We start from the raw sequence: 15,784 nt of genomic DNA, 5'->3' as shown, positions 1-15,784 counted from the left end.
ATGAATGGCCTGATGTTTCAATGAAAAGAGGTGTTTTGATGAAAAGCTGGTTTTTCAAGTGGGGCTTGGCACTGGCCGCTGCGCTGGCGCTGTCCGGTTGCGGCTACAACGACTTTCAGCGTCTGGATGAAGCGGCCAAGGCCGCTTGGAACGAAGTCACCAACCAATACCAGCGCCGCGCCGACCTGATCGACAATTTGGTCGCCACCGTCAAAGGCGAGGCCAATTTTGAACAAGAGACATTGACCAAAGTGATTGAAGCGCGCGCCAAGGCCACCTCAGTACAGGTGACACCCGAGACGCTGGGTAACCCGCAAGCGTTCCAGCAATACCAGGCGGTGCAAGGCGAGTTGTCGAGCGCGCTGTCGCGTCTGATGGTGACGGTGGAGCGCTACCCTGACCTGAAAGCCAACAAGGGGTTTGCAGACTTGCGCGTCGCGCTGGAAGGCACCGAAAACCGCATCGCCGTCGCGCGCGGCCGCTACATCCAAGCCGTGCAGGAATACAACGTGAAGGCACGCGAATTTCCCACCAACATCACGGCCAAGGTGTTTGGCTATGCACCGAAAGAAAGTTTTTCCGTTGCTGATGAAGCTGCCATTTCGCGGCCCCCCAAGGTGGGTTTTGGCCCTTGATGCGTGCTGCATGGAGCTGCTCTTTGGCGGGTATTGATTTTTATAAGAAGAAACACCTTTTAGCGCCAGCATTTAAGGCGTTGACAGCTATTTTATTGATAGCTATCTTGGCAGTGAACGCTGCCGCGCAATCCGTGCTGCCTGTGCCTGCGCTGACCGGGCAGGTGATTGACCAGACCGGCACGCTCGACACCGCACAGATTGCGCAGCTTGAAGCCACACTGGCCACGCTGGAGCGTGACAAAGGCGCACAACTGGTGGTGCTGATGGTGCCCACCACCGTACCCGAAGACATCGCCAGCTACGCCAACCGCGTGGGCAATGCGTGGAAGATTGGCCGTGACGGTGTGGGCGATGGGGTCATCCTGCTGGTGGCGCTGAAAGACCGGCGCGTGCGCATCGAGGTGGCCAAAACGCTGGAAGGGGCTATTCCCGACATTGCGGCGCGGCACATCATTGACGAGGCCATCAAGCCACGCTTTCGTGCAGGCGACTTTGCGGGCGGAATCACGGCAGCCGTGGATCAGTTGAACGCGCGCATCCGAGGCGAGGCATTGCCCCCCCTGTGGCCATCCAAACACAGACAACCCGTTCAGTGGGTGTTTTTGACATCATCTGGCTCATGGCAGCCTCGTATGCACTCGTGCCCATCATCACTTTTTTTGCCTGTGCGACACTCGGTCGCAAGTGGGGTGCCTTGCTTGCTGGCGCAGTGATGGGCGGGATGGCATTTAACGTGACCGCCATTCTGTGGTTCTCCCTCTGCGTGGCCTTGGGGACGATAGTATTTGCGTTTGGTAGCAAAGGCACGCCTATAGGCATGACACAAGGCCGCCGTCAGGACGGGGGCGTGGTGTATTTCCCGTCATCAAGGGGAAGTGGCGGCTGGAGCAGCGGTTCATCATCCTCCAGCTCCAGCTCCAGCTCCAGCGGTTTCAGCTCGGGCGGTGGCGGTGACTTTGGTGGCGGCGGTGACTTTGGTGGCGGCGGTGCCAGCGGGGACTGGTGACATGTTGAAAACCTTGATACGCCTGATTCGCCACCGCTGGCTGGATGCCAGCGATGCCCATCGCGCCGTGCCGCCTGATATGGCTGAACGCCTGCGCAACCGGGTGGCCGCCAGCGAACAGCGTCATACAGGCGAAGTGCGCATTTGCGTCGAAGGCGGCTTGCCACCCAGTTATTTGTGGCGACATTGGCGCGGCGGCACCCCCATGCGCCAGATCGTGCGCGAACGCGCGTTGATGATGTTTGCCAAGCTGCGCCTGTGGGACACCGAGCACAACAATGGTGTGCTGATTTACCTTCTGTTGGCTGAGCACGCGATTGAATTGGTGGCTGACCGCGGCATTGACCGTTTGGTCGGCAAGGAAGGCTGGTCCACCATCATGCAACGCATGGAACAGGCGCACCTTGGAGAGGACCTTGAAAACGGGTTGACGCAGGCGCTGGAAGAAGTGTCCGCCCTGCTGGTCGAGCATTTTCCGCAAGCGGCACAGACAGATGACGCGCTGAGTCACCGCTTGAACCAACTGCCTGACGAGCCGGTGTTGCGGTAAAGCCCGACTGCGTTGCTGGACCAGATCGAGTCAAACTCAGCGAGAAGTCGAGGCTTTGGACATTTGATCCAACAGCCGACGGTTGACCGAATGGGCCGCATCCAACTCTTGCTGAATGGCTTTGGTGACCTGGGCAAACTTGGTCAGCTTGCGGTTGGTTTCGCGCAAATGGTCCGACATGCGCTTGGCCATGGCCAGCAACAGGCGGGCGGCCACAGCAGGCGCATCTTCAATCAAGCGCGAAATCGCATCGCGGGTCAGCACTGCCAAGGCCAGGTCGGTAGCAGCGGTGCAGGTGGCCGAACGCGGGCCGCCGTCAATCACGCCCATCTCGCCAATCAAACTGCCCGATCCCAGTACCGATACCACCATGCTGCCATGGGCAGCGGGTACTGAGCTTTCTACCGTGACTTCACCTTCCATCAGCAAGGCCATGAAGTCGCTGTGCAGCGTTTCGCCTTCGCGAATCAGCACTTCACCGGCTTTGGCCAGCTTGGGCTGCATGTAGCTGACAATTTTTTGCGCATCTGTGAGGCTGAGTTCCACCAAAGCACCATCGGTGATCAGCAACGCAGCCGCATGCATTTGCGCGTTGACTCCGGCTTTGGTTTTGCTGCCAAACATGTTTCTTATTGTAGAAACAAACGCCGCTCAATCAGCCCCAAAAGTCAATACACATGAAAAAGCGGGGCTTGCTTTGCAGCGAAGCTCCGCAATGGTGTGCGTACACCGCAACGGCTTCAGCGTTTTTGGCGGTACTTGCGCAATGCGGCAATTTGCGCCGCCATCACAGCCAGTTCAGACGTGGCGCGGGCCATGTCAATCTCGCTCTTGGCATTTTTAAGTGCCTCTTCAGCTTCGCGCCTGGCGCTGTTGGCTTTTTCTTCGTCCAAGTCCTTGCCGCGAATGGCCGTATCAGACAGCACAGTCACCCGGTTGGGCTGCACCTCCAGAATGCCACCGGCCACAAAGATGAATTCTTCGCCACCGCCTTCGGTTTCAACGCGTACCGAACCAGGCTTGATGCGGGTAATCAGCGGTGTGTGGCGTGGGTAAATGCCCAGCTCGCCTGCCTCACCCGGCAGGGCAACGAACGTGGCCTCGCCGGAATAGATAGACTCTTCCGCGCTGACCACATCGACGTGAATGGTGTTTGCCATGTTTCAAGGGCCTTTTTGTGTGGGATGACCTTAGGCCACCTTCTTGGCTTTCTCCATGGCTTCGTCAATGGTGCCCACCATGTAGAACGCCTGCTCGGGCATGTGGTCGCACTCGCCATCCACAATCATCTTGAAGCCACGGATGGTGTCTTTCAAAGACACGTATTTGCCGGGCGAACCGGTAAACACTTCAGCCACATGGAAGGGCTGGCTCAAAAAGCGCTGGATCTTGCGTGCACGGGCCACGGCCAACTTGTCCTCTGGTGACAGCTCGTCCATACCCAGAATGGCGATGATGTCGCGCAGCTCTTTGTAGCGCTGCAGCGTGCCCTGCACCTGGCGGGCCACGGAGTAGTGCTCGTCACCCACCACCAGCGGATCGAGCTGGCGGCTGGTCGAGTCGAGCGGATCGACGGCGGGGTAGATGCCCAGCGCCGCAATGTCGCGCGACAGCACCACAGTGGAATCCAGGTGGGCAAAGGTGGTGGCGGGCGACGGGTCGGTCAGGTCATCGGCCGGCACGTAGACGGCTTGAATCGAGGTGATGGAGCCGACCTTGGTGGAGGTAATGCGCTCTTGCAAACGGCCCATTTCTTCGGCCAGCGTCGGCTGATAACCCACAGCAGAAGGCATGCGGCCTAGCAGAGCCGACACCTCGGTACCAGCCAGCGTGTAACGGTAAATGTTGTCGACGAAGAACAGCACGTCGCGGCCTTCGTCACGGAATGATTCGGCAATGGTCAAGCCCGTCAGCGCTACGCGCAAGCGGTTGCCAGGCGGCTCGTTCATCTGGCCGTAGACCATCGACACCTTGGAGTTGCCCAGGTTGTCCAGATCCACCACCTTGGATTCAGCCATCTCGTGGTAGAAGTCGTTGCCTTCACGGGTGCGCTCGCCGACGCCCGCGAACACCGACAGGCCCGAGTGCGCCTTGGCGATGTTGTTGATCAGCTCCATCATGTTCACGGTCTTGCCCACACCGGCGCCGCCGAACAGCCCCACCTTGCCACCCTTGGCGAACGGACAAATCAGGTCAATCACCTTGATGCCAGTTTCCAGCAGCTCTTGCGATGGACTCAGCTCGTCATAAGTGGGGGCTTTGCGGTGGATGGAGGCGGTTTGATCCAGGCTGACCGGACCGCGTTCGTCAATAGGGTTGCCCAGCACGTCCATGATGCGACCCAGCGTGGCTTGGCCCACCGGTACCGTGATCGGGTTACCGGTGTTGCTGACCATCATGCCGCGGCGCAAACCGTCGGATGAACCCAGGGCAATCGTGCGCACAATGCCGTCGCCCAATTGCTGCTGCACTTCCAGCGTCAGGGTGGTGCCGTCCATTTTCAACGCGTCGTACACCTTGGGCATCTGGTTGCGGGGGAATTCGACGTCAACCACTGCGCCGATGCACTGAACGATTTTTCCTTGAACTTGAGCCATGTTTTGTTCCAGTAACTTGATTCGTGTGTAAGCCGGTATCAAACGGCGGCGGCACCGGCGACGATTTCTGACAACTCTTTGGTGATAGCGGCCTGGCGGGTTTTGTTATAGACCAGCTTCAGCTCGTTAATCACATTGCCGGCGTTGTCGGTGGCAGCCTTCATGGCCACCATGCGCGCGGATTGCTCGGACGCCATGTTTTCAGCCACGGCCTGATAGACCAACGCCTCCAGATAGCGCACCAACAGGTCGTCAATGACCGACTGCGCATCGGGTTCATAGATGTAATCCCATGCGTGCTGCATGCCGCTGCTGCGGGTTTCTGATTGCATGCGTTCGGCCGACAGCGGCAACAGCGTCTCAATCACCGAATCCTGCTTCATGGTGTTCACGAAGCTGGTGTAGGCGATGTACACCGCACTCAATTCACCTTGGGCGTACAGATCCAGCAGAGCCTTGACCGGGCCGACCAGTTTGTCGAGGTGCGGGGTATCGCCCAGCTGTGTCGCTTGCGAAATGACCTTGGCCCCAACGCGGTTGAGAAAACCCAAGCCCTTGTTGCCAATGGCCACCGCATCGGTGCTGATGCCCTGGCCTTGCAATTCACGCAGCTTGGCGGTGACAGCGCGCAGCACGTTGGTGTTCATGCCGCCGCACAGACCCTTGTCCGTAGTGACCACGATGAAGCCGACGCGCTTAACGTCGTTGACCTTCATGAAGGCATGCACGTACTCGGGGTTGGCTTCGCCCAGATTGGTGGCGATGTTGCGCACCTTCTCGGCGTAAGGACGGGCCGCGCGCATCCGATCCTGCGCCTTGCGCATCTTGCTGGCGGCCACCATCTCCATGGCTTTGGTGATCTTTTTGGTGTTTTCCACCGACTTGATCTTGCCGCGAATTTCCTTGCCGACTGCCATTGATTCAGCTCCTTTGGAAGGATTTAGGCAAAGGTTTTCTTGAAAGCTTCGATCGCCGACGTAAGTTCAGCATCCGCTTCCTTGTCCTTGTCCAGCGCCTTGCCGCCCTCCAGCTTTTGCAGCAAAGCAGCATGCTTGTCTTTCAGGTAGGCGTGCAAACCATGCTCAAACGGCAGCACCTGTTTGACCTCAAGATCGTCCATGAAGCCTTTGTTGACGGCCACCAACGAGGCCGCCATCAGTGCAATCGGCAGCGGGTTGTATTGCGCCTGTTTAAGCAGCTCAGTCACACGCGCGCCACGGTCCAACTGCTTGCGCGTGGCATCGTCCAGGTCAGAGGCAAACTGGGCAAAAGCCGCCAGTTCACGGTACTGCGCCAAGTCAGTACGGATACCGCCGGACAGTTTCTTGATCAGATCGGTCTGGGCCGCGCCGCCGACGCGCGACACCGAGATACCGGCGTTGATGGCGGGGCGGATACCGGCGTTGAACAGATTGGTTTCCAAAAAGATCTGGCCGTCGGTGATCGAGATCACGTTGGTCGGCACGAAAGCCGACACGTCGCCCGCCTGGGTTTCAATGATGGGCAACGCTGTGAGCGATCCGGTTTGGCCTTTAACCTCACCTTTGGTGAACTTTTCAACGTACTCGGCGTTGACGCGGGCGGCGCGCTCCAGCAAACGGCTGTGCAGATAGAACACGTCACCGGGATAGGCCTCGCGACCGGGCGGGCGGCGCAACAGCAACGACACCTGGCGGTAGGCCACGGCCTGCTTGGACAAATCGTCATAGATGATCAGCGCGTCCTGGCCGCGATCGCGGAAGTATTCGCCCATGGTGCAGCCCGAATAGGCGGCCACATACTGCATGGCGGCAGATTCAGAGGCCGAAGCGGCCACCACGATGGTGTAATCCATGGCACCGGCTTGCTCCAGCGCGCGCACCACGTTCTTGATGGACGACGCCTTCTGGCCGATGGCGACGTACACGCAGGTCATGTTCTGACCTTTCTGGTTGATGATCGAATCAATCGCCACGGCGGTCTTGCCGGTCTGGCGGTCACCAATGATCAATTCGCGCTGGCCGCGCCCAATCGGCACCATCGAGTCAATGGCCTTCAAACCAGTTTGTACCGGCTGGCTGACCGACTGGCGCGCGATCACGCCGGGAGCAACCTTTTCGATCACGTCCGTCATCTTGGCATTGATCGGGCCTTTGCCGTCGATGGGCTGGCCCAGGGCGTTGACCACGCGGCCAATCAACTCAGGGCCTACAGGCACTTCCAGAATGCGGCCCGTGCACTTGACGGTATCGCCTTCGGAGATGTGCTCGTACTCGCCCAAGATCACGGCACCGACGGAGTCGCGCTCCAGGTTCAGCGCCAGACCAAACGTGGGCTGACCATCGGCAGTGGGCGGAAACTCCAGCATCTCACCTTGCATGGCATCCGACAGTCCGTGAATGCGCACGATACCGTCGGTCACCGATACCACGGTGCCCTGGTTGCGAACATCGGCGCTGACGCCAAGGCCCTCGATGCGACTCTTGATCAGTTCTGAAATTTCGGTGGGATTGAGTTGCATGACTCTTTCCTTAAAGTCTTAATTAATACCGAGGGCGCTCGTTCTGATGCATGTGATACATCAGGCAGTGAGAGCCTGCTTCATTTGTTGCAAACGGGCTTTGACGGAGGTGTCCAGCACCTCGTCGCCCACAACCACGCGCACGCCACCGATCAAATCGGGGTCGATACGCACCTGCGTTTCCAGATCACGGCCAAAACGCTTTTGCAGCACGGCTTTCAAATCCGCCAGCTCACCACCTTCGATGGGGAAAGCGCTGTAAATCACAGCATCAGAGCGCCCGCTTTGCGCGTTGGCCAGTTGACGAAATTGCTTGGCAACCTCGGGCAACGCAGCCAAGCGGTCATTGCTGATGACCGTCTGCAAAAAGTTGGCGCCCTGCTCTGGCAAAGGCGAAGACAAAGCCGCAGACGCCAACTGGTAAACCTGATCGGCGCTGGCTTTTGGGTTGACCGCAAATTGCAGCAACTGCGGCGTGCTGGCCGCTGCTGCAATGGCGTCCAGCCAACGCTGGGTTTGCGCCGCATCGCTGCGACTGACCTTGAACAGGGCCTCGGCGTACGGTCTGGCAATGGTGGCTAGTTCGGCCATGTCGTTGCGTCCTTAAAGCTTGGGCGTCAAAGCTCGGTTTTCAACTGGCCCAGCAAATCGGCGTGCACGGAAGGATTGACTTCCTTGCGCAAGATTTGCTCGGCGCCGCGAACCGCCAGCTTGGCCACCTGATCACGCAGCGCTTCGCGTGCCTGCACCGTCTGTTGTTCGGCCTCAGCCTTGGCAGCAGCGATGATCTTGGCACCTTCTTCGCTGGCGCGAGTCTTGGCTTCCTCAATGATTTGCTGCGCACGGCGCTCGGCATCGGCCAGGCGCTGGGCGTTGTCATTGCGGGAAGCGGCCAGCTCTTGCTCGACACGCTGGTTGGCTGCAGCCAACTCGCTCTTGGCCTTGTCGGCAGCCGCCAGACCTTCAGCGACCTTTTGGGCGCGCTCGTCCAACGCCTTGGCGATGGGCGGCCACACATATTTCATCGTGAATGCCACCAAGAGCAGAAACACGATGATCTGGATGATTAAGGTACCGGTGATGCTCACGGGAAATCCTTCATGCAGCGGCGCTGGGCCGGAAAACTAAATCACGGGGCACGTCCATCACAGGCGCGCGCACCCGCCCCAACCCGAGACCCGGCTGCTTACTGGGCGATTTGCGCCAGTTGGCCCAGGAATGGGTTGGCCGTGGCAAACCACAGCGCCACGCCGGTACCGATAATGAAGGCCGCGTCAATCAGGCCAGCCAGCAGGAACATTTTGGTTTGCAACTCGCCCATCAGCTCGGGCTGGCGCGCGGCAGATTCGAGGTACTTGCTGCCCATGATGCCGATGCCGATGCAGGCACCAACGGCACCCAGACCGATGATCAGGCCGGCGGCCAGAGCGACAAAGCTGATTACTTCCATGATGACTCCTAAGGGACGTGGTTGGTTAACAAAAAAAGAAAAAGAAACCTGGGGCCAGCAGCCCGTCAGTGGGCGTCATGCGCCTGGCCGATGTAAATCAGCGTCAGCATCATGAAGATGAAGGCCTGCAAGGTAATGATCAGAATGTGGAACACCGCCCAGGCCCAGCCTGCGATGATGTGACCAATGGCCAAGCCAATGCCGGTGCCAGTGAACGCGAACGCACCACCCATCAGCGCGATCAGCATGAAAATCAGCTCGCCCGCGTACATGTTGCCAAACAGTCGCATACCGTGCGACACCGTTTTGGCAATGAATTCGACCAACTGCATGGCCAGATTGACAAGGCCCAACAGGATGGCGAGCACCGGATTCTTGCTGGTCCCGAACGGTGCCGTGAACAGCTCGTGAATCCAGCCGCCCGCACCCTTGATTTTGACGTTGTAGTACAGCGCGATCAGCAACACCGCCACCGACAGCCCCAGGCTGATGGACAAATCGGCCGTGGGCACCACACGCATGTAAGCATGGTGCGGATCGTGGCCCGCAGCGCCATAAATGCCTTGCCAGATCACCGGCAGCAAATCGACCGGCAACAAGTCCATGGCATTCATCAGGAACACCCACACAAACACCGTCAGCGCCAGCGGCCCCACAAACTTGCGGCTTTCGACGTTGTGCACGATGCCCTTGGCCTGGTTGTCCACCATTTCGACCAGAATTTCCACCGCCGCCTGAAAGCGCCCCGGCACACCCGAAGTGGCCTTGCGCGCCGCCAGCCATAGCAACCAGCAGCCCACCACACCGAGTCCGATCGAATAGATCAGCGAATCCAGATTGAACACCCCCAGATCCAGCACGCCAGTGGGCGTGCGGTTCTGCCAGTGCGTCAGGTGGTGGACGATGTATTCGCCAGCGGTGGGGCCTTGCCCTGCAACGGTTTCAGCAGCCATTGGTTTTTACTCTTGCCTGTCCTTGCCTGGACCTCATCGACTGGAGCAGCAGCAAGCCGATCCAGTACACCTTAATTGTCAGCACCAAACCGATCAGCAGCGCTGGCCAGTGGGGTGCCCCCAAAATCTTCGGGGCCGCCATCAGCATCCCCACGGCCAAAATAACCTTGACCGCCTCCCACAACAAAAAACCTGCCAGCGCCGCACCCGGCGGAAACCCAGGTGTGGCCCAGCGGGCCGTTCCTTTTGCAGCCAGCGCCGCTGGAATCACCCCCACCAGCGCACCGTAAGCAGCCGACCAGGCCACTTCCAGCCTGCCCGACAGCAACCACGCCACCACCACCACCACTGCACCCGTGACCACCTGCATGGCCAGCACGCGCGACACAGGCAACTGCGGGTGGCGCGTGCGCCACTGGCTCGCTTGCTCTGCCGTGAGCGGGGTGAATGCCTCCTTAGCGCTGCCAGTGTCCTGCCAGCCGGGAGATTGCCGGGGCGTGTTTCGCGCCGTCTTCGGTGTGATTTTTGTCATGCCATCTGACGCCGCAGTTACGCATTCGCAACCAACTGCAAATCGACGCGATTATACGTAGGAACTTGTACCTTGCGACAGCGCCAGCGTTGTGATCTGCAAAAACCAGTCTCGACGGCCTCTTCCAGCCATGACAGGCTGCCGCTTTTCATGAGCCGCCGGCTGGAAACCGCCTGCGGTGCCCCCACGTGCCATGATGGAGTACTCTGCGTCCGTTCATCGCCAGACTTCCACCCAAAGAACGCCTTTTCAAAACCATGACCCAGCCTCCTGCTCCTGATGCCCCAACTCCTCCAGAATCCGCCCCGCAAAAAGAATTGCTGCAATTTCCGGTGGACTTTCCCATCAAGGTGGCGGGCGTCAACGAAGACGGCTTTGTACACGCCATCACCCACATTGCCCGGCAGTTCGACCCCAAATTCGACGCCAGCACCATCGAGCTGCGCCAAAGCGGCGGCGGCAAATACCTGGGCGTGACCATCACCGTGCATGCCACCAGCCGTGAGCAGTTGGATGATCTGTACCGCGCGCTCAGCACACATCCGATGGTGCGCTGGGCACTGTGATTCATGGGGTTGGATTTCCTGATGACGCTGTATTTACATGCCAATAAAGCTGTAAAAATAGAAGCGAATTGTTTTTGCCATGGACGTTCATTTTCTAGGTCGCGTGGATTACGCCCCCACGTTTGCGCAAATGCAACAACTGGCGCGCCAGCCCCTGGAGGCCGTGGGTGAGCAGTTGTGGCTGTGCGAGCACCCGCCGGTGTTCACCCTCGGCTTGGCAGGCAAGCCCGAGCATGTACTGGCTCCGGGCGATATCCCCGTGGTGCCCACCGACCGCGGCGGGCAGGTCACTTATCACGGCCCCGGCCAAGTGGTGGTCTATCCGCTGATTGATCTGAAAAGTCGCCACATCTTCGTCAGGGAATACGTCTACCGGCTGGAAGAAGCGGCCATCCGCACGCTGGCGCAGTTTGGCGTTATCGGCCACCGGGTAGCGGGCGCGCCGGGCTTGTATGTGCGACTGGCTGATCCTTTCAGCCATGCCGCACTGCCCCAACGGCCACAGCACCGCGTGCCTGGCGCGCCCCCACCAGCGCCCGACTTCACGGGCCTGGGCAAGATTGCCGCCTTGGGCATCAAAGTCACCCACCACCGCACTTACCACGGCCTGGCGCTGAATGTGGCCATGGATCTGGAACCCTTTACCCGCATCAACCCTTGTGGCTACGCGGGGTTAAAAACCGTTGATCTTTCTACAATGGGCGTTTCCGCTGATTGGGATGAAACGGCTCACGCCATGTCAGCCCACCTCAGTCGACTGCTGGCCTCTTAGGGGTTGACCTCTTAGGGCTGGTCTGCTTTTCAGGATTGCACCCGCGCATGAGCACACCCATCACCCCTGCCGCCGCCGGCCCCAACGCCCCTGTGGTGCGCGACGCTCAGCCCGCTGAAACCTACAACGCCCGTGCCAAGCAAAAAGCCGGTGCCAAGCTGGCGCGCATCCCGATCAAGGTGCAAAACGACGGCCCGGCGCTAAAAAAACCCGACTGGATTCGTGTCAAAGCGGGCAGCCCCAGCACCCGCTTTTACGAAATTAAAGAGGTATTGCGCAGCAACAACCTGGTCACCGTGTGCGAAGAAGCCAGTTGCCCCAACATCGGCGAGTGCTTTGGCCACGGCACCGCCACCTTCATGATCATGGGCGACAAGTGCACCCGCCGCTGCCCGTTTTGCGACGTCGGCCATGGTCGCCCCGACCCACTGGACGTGAATGAGCCGGTCAATCTGGCCAAGGCCATTGCGCAAATGAAGCTCAAATACGTGGTCATCACCAGCGTCGACCGCGACGACCTGCGCGACGGCGGCAGCCAGCATTTCGCGGATTGCATCCGCGAAACGCGCGCGCGCTCACCCGGCACGCAGATTGAAATCCTCACGCCCGACTTCCGCGGCCGCGACGACCGCGCGCTGGACATTCTGAAAGCCGCTCCGCCCGACGTGATGAACCACAACCTGGAAACGGTGCCGCGTCTGTACAAACAAGCGCGTCCCGGCAGCGACTACCAGTTCAGCCTCAATCTGCTGAAAAAATTCAAGGCCCTGCACCCCAGCGTACCCACCAAAAGCGGTTTGATGGTCGGCCTGGGCGAGACGGACGATGAAATTTTGCAAGTCATGCGCGACTTGCGTGCACACGGCGTGAACATGCTCACCATCGGTCAGTACCTGGCACCGTCGAACGCTCATATTCCGGTGCACCGCTACGTGCACCCCGACACCTTCAAGATGTTCGAGCGCGAAGCCTACGCCATGGGTTTCACCCACGCTGCCGTCGGTGCCATGGTGCGCAGCAGCTATCACGCTGACAAACAGGCGCAGGGCGTATTGGGGTAGCTCGGTCACGCGCAACGCACACAATCCAGGCACCACCGCTACCATGGCGGCATTGCCTTATGCCAGCGCAGAACGCCGCCATGATCGACCTCTACACCGCCGCCACGCCCAACGGACACAAAGTGTCCATCGCCCTGGAAGAGCTGGGCTTGCCCTACACGCTGAAGGTACTCAAGCTGTCTGAAGGAGAGCAAAAACACCCCAGCTACCTGGCCATCAATCCCAATGGGCGCATTCCGGCCATCGTCGACCACGACCAAGACGGTTTTGCCGTGTTTGAATCGGGCGCGATTTTGGTCTATCTGGCTGAAAAAACCGGGCAACTGATGCCAACCGACGTCAAAGGCCGCTCGCGCGTCATGCAATGGCTGATGTTCCAGATGGGCGGAGTAGGGCCGATGATGGGGCAGGCCAATGTGTTCTATCGCTACTTCCCGGAAAAGATCCAGCCCGCCATCGACCGCTATCAGACCGAAAGCCGCCGTCTTTTTGAAGTGCTGGACCACCAGTTAAAAGATCATGAGTGGCTGGCGGGCACCTATTCCATCGCCGACATCGCCCACTGGGCCTGGGTGCGCACACACCGCTGGTCGGGCGTGTCGATGGACGGGCTGGATCACCTGCGCCGCTGGCGCGACGCCATCCGCACCCGCCCCGCTGTGCAGTGCGGCATCGAGCGGCCCGCTGCCGAGGTGGATTTGACGCGCGATGGCGATGCCGGTGCCGAGCGCTTTTCACGCGACGCCCGCAGCATGGTAACCGGGGCGCAGGGCACGGCTTGAAATACCAAGTCAAATCAGCCTCTAGCGCTTAACTGGCAAGCGCAAGCAGCTATTCATTCAGGAGTCATTCGATCATGAAACTCTACATCGCCCCGCGCGCACCCAACCCCCGCCGTGTGCAAATGTTCATGCACGAGAAATCCATCCCGCCGATGGAACTGGTGGCCGTGGACATCAACGCGGGCGAGCACCGTAGCGACGCTTACCGAAGCAAAGTACCCGTGTCGCGCGTACCTGCACTGGAACTGGACGACGGCCGCGTTTTGAGCGAAACACGCGCCATCTGCGCTTATCTTGAAGGTATTTACCCACAAAACAACCTGATGGGTGAAGACTTTGAAGAGCGCGCCTTCATCGAAATGCACGACCGCCGGGCCGAATGGTATTGGCTGGGCCCCATCGCCAATGCCATCCGCCACACCCACCCGGGGCTGGCCCCACTGGAGCAGCCGCAGTTTGCCGACTTTGGCCGCTCACAGAGCGAAAAGATGCGCGAAGCGGCCCGATGGTTGGATGGAAGCCTGCAAAAACAGACATGGATCGCCGGAGATCGGTTCACGATCGCCGACATTACTGCTTTTTGTGCCCACGAATTCGCCCGCGGGCTACTCAAATTCAAGGCCGGGGAAGAAGGTTTTGCCGCGCTGCAAGCCTGGCGCGACAAGGTGGCGGCCAGACCCAGTGCAGGGGCTTGGTAAACGCATTCACGCCACAGCCGCGCGCATCGTGCGCAGCGCTTGCATCGTCTACACGCATAATAACGAGAATGGTTTGCATCATGGTTTGAGTAATGCGTCTGTGGCTTCGGTGGTTTTTGATGGGAATTGGCCTTGCCAGTGCAACGCTGGCTGCCTGGGCTGAATCCGCGACGGGCACACCGCCTTCTGAAACAGTCCATTGGACGTCCGTCACCTTGCCGCACGCTGTGCAAACGGATCTGACGGCCACCCATACCGGGCACCGCTACCGCATCTTCCTGTCCGCGCCCAAGCGTGCACCACCGCTGGGCGGCTATCCGGTGGTGTACGTGCTGGACGGCAACGGCAGTTTTCCGGTGGCCGCGCTGGTGGCGCGCCAGATCGCGCGGCGCAGCGCGGTGACCGGCGCGCCCGAAGCCCTGGTGGTGGGTGTGGGTTATCCGGGCATGGGAGACACTTTTGTCCAGCAGCGGCGGCGCGATTACACCGTCGGACAAGCGCCAGCAGATGCATCGGCCAACCAGGGCGGTGCTGACTTGCTGCTTGACTTTATTGACGGCCAGCTCAAGCCCCTGGTTGCTGCGCAACACCCGGTCAACCCGCAACGGCAGGCGCTGTTTGGGCACTCGTTTGGCGGCTTGTTCACGCTGCATGCGCTGTTCACCCGCCCTGGCAGCTTTTCGCACTTCATCGCGTCCAGCCCGTCGATCTGGTGGCGCGATCAACTGGTGCTGAAGGGCCTGCCCCGGCTGGCGCAAACCCCGCTCAAGCAGCGCCCGCGGGTGCACATCAGTGTCGGCACGCTGGAGGATGCGCCATCCCAACACCCGTTACCGCCCGAGCGAGCACGCCTGCGGGCAGCGCGGCCCATGCTGGCACCTGCGCGCCAACTGGCTGCCGAGCTGCGCGCGCTGCCTGGCTGGCGTGAACGGGTGCACTACATCGAGCTGCAAGGCGAAGACCACGGCTTGGCCTGGATGCCTGCCCTGACACGCGGCATGCAGTCGTTTCTTGAATCGCCCCCAAGCAGTTCGCACAGCCCTGTGATCCCTGGAAACTGATGCACCATGAACACCAGCGCGCTTTTCATCCTGCTGGCCCTGCTGCTGCTGACAGCCGCTTGCCTGTGCCTTTATCTGGCCTCACCCAACCAGTTGTGGCTGTCGCGCACCTGGCACACCAGCCCCGCAGTGGGCGCAGGTGCCGCGGGCTTGGCGCTGAGTTTTTGGACGCTGTTGCAGGCCATGCAACCGCTGACAGCGGGGTTTTTCTTCATTACTGCGCTGATGCTGATCTTTCCCCTGCTTGCATACCTGGGCGCGTGGCGGCGCGCACGCACGCAAACGCCGTCATGACCACCCACACCACACCCACCCTCGCCACGCCCACCCCACGTATGCGCCTTGCGCGCGACTGGGTATCCAAAACACTGGCCGACCTGCTGCTGGGCTTTGCCCTGGCACTGGGGTGCAGCGGCCTGCTGGCGCAGGCAGCCAGCAGCATCCCGATTTCAGTGCGGGCGCAACTGGCGATGTGGCTGGTGGCCCCGGTGTGGATGGGCGCGCTGGGCGGGGTGTATTTTTTCTCCAGCGGCTGGCGCGCCTGGTTGTGGCTGGGTGCGGCCAATCTGCTGGTGGCGGGCGTGCGGCTGGCATGGCGGCTGGCTTAAGCACGGCAAA

The 15,784-nt window shown here is 60.1% G+C and carries 22 protein-coding genes; 12 read left to right on the top strand and 10 right to left on the bottom strand.

The genetic code is table 11. From position 1 onward, the window contains the following. Positions 1-38 precede the first annotated feature (38 nt). The 4 genes from ACK5NW_RS14475 to ACK5NW_RS14460 all read left to right on the top strand — a co-directional run bounded on the left by ACK5NW_RS14475 (position 39) and on the right by ACK5NW_RS14460 (position 2,194). Complete coding sequence (locus ACK5NW_RS14475; RefSeq protein ID WP_416929286.1) at positions 39-635, top strand: LemA family protein; 597 nt, start codon at positions 39-41, stop codon at positions 633-635. A 113-nt stretch (positions 636-748) separates the two neighbouring features. Next, a complete protein-coding gene (locus tag ACK5NW_RS14470; protein ID WP_416929317.1) occupies positions 749-1,351 on the top strand; it encodes a TPM domain-containing protein in 603 nt (200 codons plus the stop codon). A 104-nt stretch (positions 1,352-1,455) separates the two neighbouring features. After that, positions 1,456-1,644, top strand: a complete 189-nt coding sequence (locus tag ACK5NW_RS14465) for a hypothetical protein (RefSeq protein ID WP_416929284.1) — start codon at positions 1,456-1,458, stop codon at positions 1,642-1,644. Position 1,645: 1 nt separating this feature from the next. Continuing rightward, complete coding sequence (locus ACK5NW_RS14460) at positions 1,646-2,194, top strand: TPM domain-containing protein (protein ID WP_416929282.1); 549 nt, start codon at positions 1,646-1,648, stop codon at positions 2,192-2,194. A 36-nt stretch (positions 2,195-2,230) separates the two neighbouring features. Here ACK5NW_RS14460 and ACK5NW_RS14455 read toward each other — a convergent pair whose 3' ends face one another. The 10 genes from ACK5NW_RS14455 to ACK5NW_RS14410 form a co-directional block, all read right to left on the bottom strand. Further along, positions 2,231-2,818, bottom strand: coding sequence for a cyclic nucleotide-binding domain-containing protein (locus ACK5NW_RS14455; RefSeq protein ID WP_416929280.1), 588 nt, complete (start codon positions 2,816-2,818; stop codon positions 2,231-2,233). 116 nt (positions 2,819-2,934) lie between these two features. After that, positions 2,935-3,354, bottom strand: coding sequence for a F0F1 ATP synthase subunit epsilon (locus ACK5NW_RS14450; RefSeq protein WP_416929278.1), 420 nt, complete (start codon positions 3,352-3,354; stop codon positions 2,935-2,937). A 30-nt stretch (positions 3,355-3,384) separates the two neighbouring features. Then, entirely contained in the window at positions 3,385-4,791 is a 1,407-nt protein-coding gene (atpD, locus tag ACK5NW_RS14445) for a F0F1 ATP synthase subunit beta (RefSeq protein WP_416929276.1), read from the bottom strand. Positions 4,792-4,829: 38 nt separating this feature from the next. Further along, positions 4,830-5,708, bottom strand: a complete 879-nt coding sequence (gene atpG, locus ACK5NW_RS14440; protein WP_416929274.1) for a F0F1 ATP synthase subunit gamma — start codon at positions 5,706-5,708, stop codon at positions 4,830-4,832. 23 nt (positions 5,709-5,731) lie between these two features. After that, positions 5,732-7,291, bottom strand: a complete 1,560-nt coding sequence (atpA, locus tag ACK5NW_RS14435; protein WP_416929272.1) for a F0F1 ATP synthase subunit alpha — start codon at positions 7,289-7,291, stop codon at positions 5,732-5,734. A 60-nt stretch (positions 7,292-7,351) separates the two neighbouring features. Next, positions 7,352-7,882: a F0F1 ATP synthase subunit delta gene (locus tag ACK5NW_RS14430; protein ID WP_416929270.1), complete on the bottom strand. Its 531-nt coding sequence runs from the start codon at positions 7,880-7,882 to the stop codon at positions 7,352-7,354. Positions 7,883-7,908: 26 nt separating this feature from the next. Beyond that, complete coding sequence (locus ACK5NW_RS14425; RefSeq protein WP_416929268.1) at positions 7,909-8,379, bottom strand: F0F1 ATP synthase subunit B; 471 nt, start codon at positions 8,377-8,379, stop codon at positions 7,909-7,911. A gap of 98 nt (positions 8,380-8,477) precedes the next feature. Continuing rightward, the gene (gene atpE / locus ACK5NW_RS14420) at positions 8,478-8,741 is read right to left on the bottom strand and encodes a F0F1 ATP synthase subunit C (RefSeq protein WP_416929266.1); all 264 of its coding nucleotides are present in this window, start codon (positions 8,739-8,741) and stop codon (positions 8,478-8,480) included. Between the two features lie 65 nt (positions 8,742-8,806). After that, positions 8,807-9,694, bottom strand: coding sequence for a F0F1 ATP synthase subunit A (atpB, locus tag ACK5NW_RS14415; protein ID WP_416929264.1), 888 nt, complete (start codon positions 9,692-9,694; stop codon positions 8,807-8,809). After that, positions 9,684-10,226, bottom strand: coding sequence for an ATP synthase subunit I (locus ACK5NW_RS14410; protein WP_416929262.1), 543 nt, complete (start codon positions 10,224-10,226; stop codon positions 9,684-9,686). Before ACK5NW_RS14410 ends, atpB begins: the two co-directional genes overlap by 11 nt. A gap of 257 nt (positions 10,227-10,483) precedes the next feature. Here ACK5NW_RS14410 and ACK5NW_RS14405 point away from each other — a divergent pair, with 257 nt between their 5' ends. The 8 genes from ACK5NW_RS14405 to ACK5NW_RS14370 all read left to right on the top strand — a co-directional run bounded on the left by ACK5NW_RS14405 (position 10,484) and on the right by ACK5NW_RS14370 (position 15,774). Next, entirely contained in the window at positions 10,484-10,792 is a 309-nt protein-coding gene (locus ACK5NW_RS14405; protein WP_416929260.1) for a YbeD family protein, read from the top strand. Positions 10,793-10,871: 79 nt separating this feature from the next. Then, entirely contained in the window at positions 10,872-11,564 is a 693-nt protein-coding gene (lipB, locus tag ACK5NW_RS14400) for a lipoyl(octanoyl) transferase LipB (RefSeq protein ID WP_416929258.1), read from the top strand. Positions 11,565-11,611: 47 nt separating this feature from the next. After that, positions 11,612-12,625 carry a lipoyl synthase gene (lipA, locus tag ACK5NW_RS14395; protein WP_416929256.1) on the top strand — a complete coding sequence of 338 codons (1,014 nt, stop codon included), beginning with the start codon at positions 11,612-11,614 and terminating at the stop codon, positions 12,623-12,625. An 80-nt stretch (positions 12,626-12,705) separates the two neighbouring features. Further along, positions 12,706-13,407 carry a glutathione S-transferase family protein gene (locus ACK5NW_RS14390; RefSeq protein WP_416929315.1) on the top strand — a complete coding sequence of 234 codons (702 nt, stop codon included), beginning with the start codon at positions 12,706-12,708 and terminating at the stop codon, positions 13,405-13,407. A 74-nt stretch (positions 13,408-13,481) separates the two neighbouring features. Further along, the gene (locus ACK5NW_RS14385; RefSeq protein ID WP_416929254.1) at positions 13,482-14,105 is read left to right on the top strand and encodes a glutathione S-transferase family protein; all 624 of its coding nucleotides are present in this window, start codon (positions 13,482-13,484) and stop codon (positions 14,103-14,105) included. A 119-nt stretch (positions 14,106-14,224) separates the two neighbouring features. Then, positions 14,225-15,166, top strand: coding sequence for an alpha/beta hydrolase (locus tag ACK5NW_RS14380; RefSeq protein ID WP_416929252.1), 942 nt, complete (start codon positions 14,225-14,227; stop codon positions 15,164-15,166). 6 nt (positions 15,167-15,172) lie between these two features. Then, the gene (locus ACK5NW_RS14375) at positions 15,173-15,460 is read left to right on the top strand and encodes a hypothetical protein (protein ID WP_416929250.1); all 288 of its coding nucleotides are present in this window, start codon (positions 15,173-15,175) and stop codon (positions 15,458-15,460) included. Next, positions 15,457-15,774: a hypothetical protein gene (locus tag ACK5NW_RS14370; RefSeq protein ID WP_416929248.1), complete on the top strand. Its 318-nt coding sequence runs from the start codon at positions 15,457-15,459 to the stop codon at positions 15,772-15,774. The genes ACK5NW_RS14375 and ACK5NW_RS14370 overlap by 4 nt, the downstream gene beginning before the upstream one ends. Positions 15,775-15,784 lie beyond the last annotated feature (10 nt).

Source organism: Ottowia sp. (genome assembly GCF_047975795.1).
GTDB lineage: Bacteria > Pseudomonadota > Gammaproteobacteria > Burkholderiales > Burkholderiaceae_C > Ottowia.
The sequence above is the reverse complement of the archived record's forward strand: the minus strand, read 5'-3'. Positions and strand labels throughout refer to the sequence as shown.